The 3,901-nt window shown below is 48.9% G+C and carries 4 protein-coding genes; 3 read left to right on the top strand and 1 reads right to left on the bottom strand.

Annotation, left to right across the window (positions count from 1 at the left end):
• The first annotated feature begins 288 nt into the window (after window positions 1-288).
• The 3 genes from B3W37_RS12030 to B3W37_RS12020 are packed head-to-tail and all read left to right on the top strand — an operon-like array spanning window position 289 to window position 3,034.
• Window positions 289-1,020: an ABC transporter ATP-binding protein gene (locus B3W37_RS12030; protein ID WP_483171559.1), complete on the top strand. Its 732-nt coding sequence runs from the start codon at window positions 289-291 to the stop codon at window positions 1,018-1,020.
• The gene (locus B3W37_RS12025; protein ID WP_481042566.1) at window positions 1,010-2,026 is read left to right on the top strand and encodes an ABC transporter permease; all 1,017 of its coding nucleotides are present in this window, start codon (window positions 1,010-1,012) and stop codon (window positions 2,024-2,026) included. The genes B3W37_RS12030 and B3W37_RS12025 overlap by 11 nt, the downstream gene beginning before the upstream one ends.
• 21 nt (window positions 2,027-2,047) lie before the next feature.
• On the top strand, window positions 2,048-3,034 hold the full coding sequence (locus B3W37_RS12020; protein ID WP_483175938.1) for an HlyD family secretion protein: 987 nt from the start codon (window positions 2,048-2,050) through the stop codon (window positions 3,032-3,034).
• Window positions 3,035-3,082: 48 nt separating this feature from the next.
• Here B3W37_RS12020 and B3W37_RS12015 read toward each other — a convergent pair whose 3' ends face one another.
• Window positions 3,083-3,757, bottom strand: a complete 675-nt coding sequence (locus B3W37_RS12015) for a lysoplasmalogenase family protein (RefSeq protein ID WP_483175936.1) — start codon at window positions 3,755-3,757, stop codon at window positions 3,083-3,085.
• Between the last annotated feature and the right edge of the window lie 144 nt (window positions 3,758-3,901).

Below are 3,901 nucleotides of genomic sequence, written 5' to 3'. Positions count from 1 at the left end.
TCGCAAGTCCATTCAGAATCAATTCTGCATCCGCATTCTCACCAGTTAGCGGCTCTCTGAGTGCATTCCATGGTTCCTACTTCTCTTGCTCATCGGTTTGTTGTGTCATATTATATCCTGCCCTCATCAGCTTGTAAAGGCCATCAGCCAAAAAGGCCGGGCACGGTATGGCTCTCCACTTTATATGACAAACCTGCCGGCATTCATTATAATGACTGTAGATTCTTCATAATGATTTGAACCTGTTATAACGAGGATTACAGCATAGGATAGAGGAATCCGTTTTCTATGAATACCAATTCCATCATTTTGTCCAAAATAAATAAATACTTTGGGGAGAAGCAGGTTCTGAAAGACATCGACCTGGAGGTGCCCTACGGCGAGATATTTGGTTTGCTGGGTCCCTCGGGATGCGGCAAAACCACCATTGTAAAGATCATCGTAGGTATACTCGAGGCCACCTCCGGTGAGACCCATGTTTTAAAACAGCCTATGCCCAATTTGCAGGTTATGAATCAAATTGGATACATGTCGCAATCCGATGCGCTTTATAATTCCCTGACCGCCGCCGAGAATCTGTACTTTTTCGGTTCAATTTACGGGATGAGCAGGGCCGGGATAAAAAAGCGCGCCGTCGAGGTCATGGAACTGGTCAGTCTATCTGAAGATCTGGATAAGCCGGTGCACGCCTATTCAGGCGGCATGAAGCGCCGGCTTTCACTGGCCATCGCCATCCTCCACAACCCTCCCCTCCTGGTTCTGGATGAGCCTACGGTGGGAATTGACCCGCTGCTGCGCCAGAGCATCTGGCGGGAACTCAACAACCTGACCGACCAGGGTGTGAGTATACTCTTGACCACCCATGTGATGGACGAGGCCGACAAATGCCACAAGCTGGCCATGATGCGGGATGGCCGGCTTATAGCCGCCGGAACCTCGCAGGAATTGCAGAAGAGAGCCGGAGCCAGTGATATCGAAGAAGCCTTTATTTATTACGGAGGACATCAAAATGAGGATTAGAGCCCTGGTTTTCCGTATTTTACACCAGCTCAAACACGACCGGCGCACCCTGGCGTTGATGCTGGGCGCACCCATCCTGGTGTTGACCCTGCTTTATTTTATACTGGCCGAATCGGAACCCGTGGTTAAGGTGGCGGTAATAAACGCCCCGGCAGAATATGCAGAGCGTTTGGACGATTATAATATCATGGCCTTCCGCTACGATCCCGATGAAGCCAAAAAGGCCCTGGAACAAGGGGAAGTTGTGGCCACCATCAACATGATCAACAACCGGGTTCATGTAGAAATCGACGCCAGTAATCCCTCCAAGGCCAACCTGGTTTTATCGGCCATCGAACAGGCCAAGATGATCGCACCGGCTTCCCGCCCCGACCTGCAATCGGAAGTGAAATATGTTTATGGTTTCGAAGACCTGCCTATGTTTGATACCTATGGAGCGGTCCTCATCGGCTTCATGGTCTTCTTCTTCGTTTTCCTGGTGGCCGGCATTTCATTTCTGCAGGAGCGCACCTCAGGAACCCTGGAAAGGCTTTTATCAACCCCCATTAAGCGCTGGGAGATCGTGGCCGGCTATGTGATAGGATTCGGACTGGTAACGGTATTACAGTCATTTCTCATCTCCTGGTATTGCGTATATGTTTTAAAAATCGTCATGATCGGCTCTTTCGCCCTGGTCTTGCTGATCACCCTCTTATCCGCCATGGTGGCCCTTACGCTGGGCATACTGGCTTCCACAGCCGCATCCAATGAATTCCAGATGATGCAGTTCATCCCTATAGTGATCGTCCCGCAAGTATTCTTTTCCGGATTATTTGACTTATCTCCCTCACTGCAGGTGGTGGAAATGTTTATGCCTTTGCACTATATAGCCGACGCCTTAAGACAGGTCATGATAAAGGGCAACGGGTTGGCAGCGATCAGCTTGGATTTAACCGTAATCCTGAGCTGTTCTATTGTATTCATAATCTTAAATACCGTCTTGTTGAAAAAATACCGGCGCATTTAACAGAAACGAGGGGAATGGCTTGTGAAGAAAACCTATCTCATCATAGCTTTGATATTGATTACCGCTCTGCTTGGCGGGTGTTCTCAGTCTGACCTGAAGCTGCAGGGAATAGTGGAAACCGATGTATACTCTCAATACTGCGAGGTTTCGGGCAAGATTATAAGTTTTCCGGTGCAGCTGGGTCAGGAGGTTAAAAAAGGAGATCTCATCGCGGTTATTGACGACAGCAATGAGAAATACCTTTTAGAACAATTGCAGGCCGGACTGGCCAAAAAGCAGGCTACCCTCGCCGACCTGGAGACCGCGGTAGATGCTCTTGACATCAAACAGGGAAAAAATAATGTAACCCTGGCCGAACAGGCTCATGAGAGCGCCCGTTTGAATTTGGAGCACGCCCAGCAGAACTATGATGATATACAGGCCTTATTCGGGGGCGGAGGTATCTCCCAAGCCTCCCGGGATGATGCCAGATATCAGCTCGATCAGGCCAGGATAGCCCTGTCATCGGCCGGTGTACAGGTGGACAATGCCCGCCAGAAGCTGGCCATGCTGGAAAAAGGCCCTGACCAGGAGAAAATCGCTGCCGCACGGGCCGACATCGAACAGGCCCAAAGCCAGATTCGCCAGGCCGAGGCCAATTTGGCCAAATACCAGCTAACCGCCCTGAGTGACGGCATTATTATCAGTAAAAATTTCCTGCTGGGGGATATGGTGAATACTGGCTCTAACCTGGTTGACATAGCCTCTCAGCAGGATAAATATCTGGTGGCCTATGTTCCCGAGGATTCCATAAACAGTATCAGTTATGGGCAGGAACTGGCGATATACAGCGGCAAAGCGGAATATAAAGGCACGGTGAGCTTCATTGACCTGGAAGCCAAGTACACGCCCAAGGACATGCAGACCCAGGCCAATAAAAATAGAGACAGTGTGAAAATCAAACTTAAACTCGCCGCGGATAACCCCCTGAAGCCCGGGGAAAAAGCGGACGTAGTGATCAGCAGGTAAAAGCAGCTGTAAGCAGAGCCCCCGCCTGGTTCGAATATGCCCATTCCTTCAAATTTTGGTTCTAAAATATTTTAAAGCAGCCATTCTATAGGGATCATCTTCGCTTATCACCAGAGCTATAAGGGTCCAGGCCGGAATATACGAGGCCCATACGATATTTTGCATCCAGGGTTGATAAAACACAGTATAGGCCAGATTAAAGTGCACATAAGCTACGGCCAGATCGGATATGAACATGAGAATCCCTGCCAGGGCCAATAAACCGGCCACCTTCAAACGATAATACTTTCGGAATATTGTGCATATTGAGGTCCAGGTCATGTAAGCTAAAACCACACCGAAAGCTATGACTCCCAGGAGCATCGCTCCTTGAATCTCCTCCATCTCCATAGTCAAAAACGCCAGGATGGAAATCCCCCCCACCATTAAAGCCATGATGATATCAGCCCTGCCCAAACTGAAGTTCTTTTGAGTGGCAAATATCAGGCAAAGGTAGGCGGCGGCAAAGGCAGCCGTGCCAAATGCGGTGAAATCGGAATATGTAATGGTGGGCAGGAAAACCAGGAAAAAGTCGGCGATGACCACGAAAAGTAAGGCCATGCTCATCAGCTGCTGTTCGGGGCCATCTTTTTTTACGCTTCTGGCGGCCAGGAAAAGGGTAATCATGGTGCTATATTTTACATACTGCACTATATTGGCCCCGGTAAACATATTATCCAGCATAAGTATAAAAATGGTTGCAGGCAGATAAACCGCCAGAAAAACCCTTTGAGTATTATTCACCCAACCTCACCTCGCGTTATTTCAAGGCCCAGCTACTCTGGTATATTTATACGGCCATATGGCAAGATTAAGTCTAATTAATGC

The organism is Syntrophomonas sp. UBA5494, assembly GCF_002426325.1.
The sequence above is the reverse complement of the archived record's forward strand: the minus strand, read 5'-3'. Positions and strand labels throughout refer to the sequence as shown.

Bases quoted from the DNA above. Each gene is read 5' to 3' on its own strand.
- B3W37_RS12030 (WP_483171559.1), top strand. From the start codon at position 289: ATGAATACCAATTCCATCATTTTGTCCAAAATAAATAAATACTTTGGG.
- B3W37_RS12025 (WP_481042566.1), top strand. From the start codon at position 1,010: ATGAGGATTAGAGCCCTGGTTTTCCGTATTTTACACCAGCTCAAACAC.
- B3W37_RS12015 (WP_483175936.1), bottom strand. From the start codon at position 3,757: ATGCTGGATAATATGTTTACCGGGGCCAATATAGTGCAGTATGTAAAA.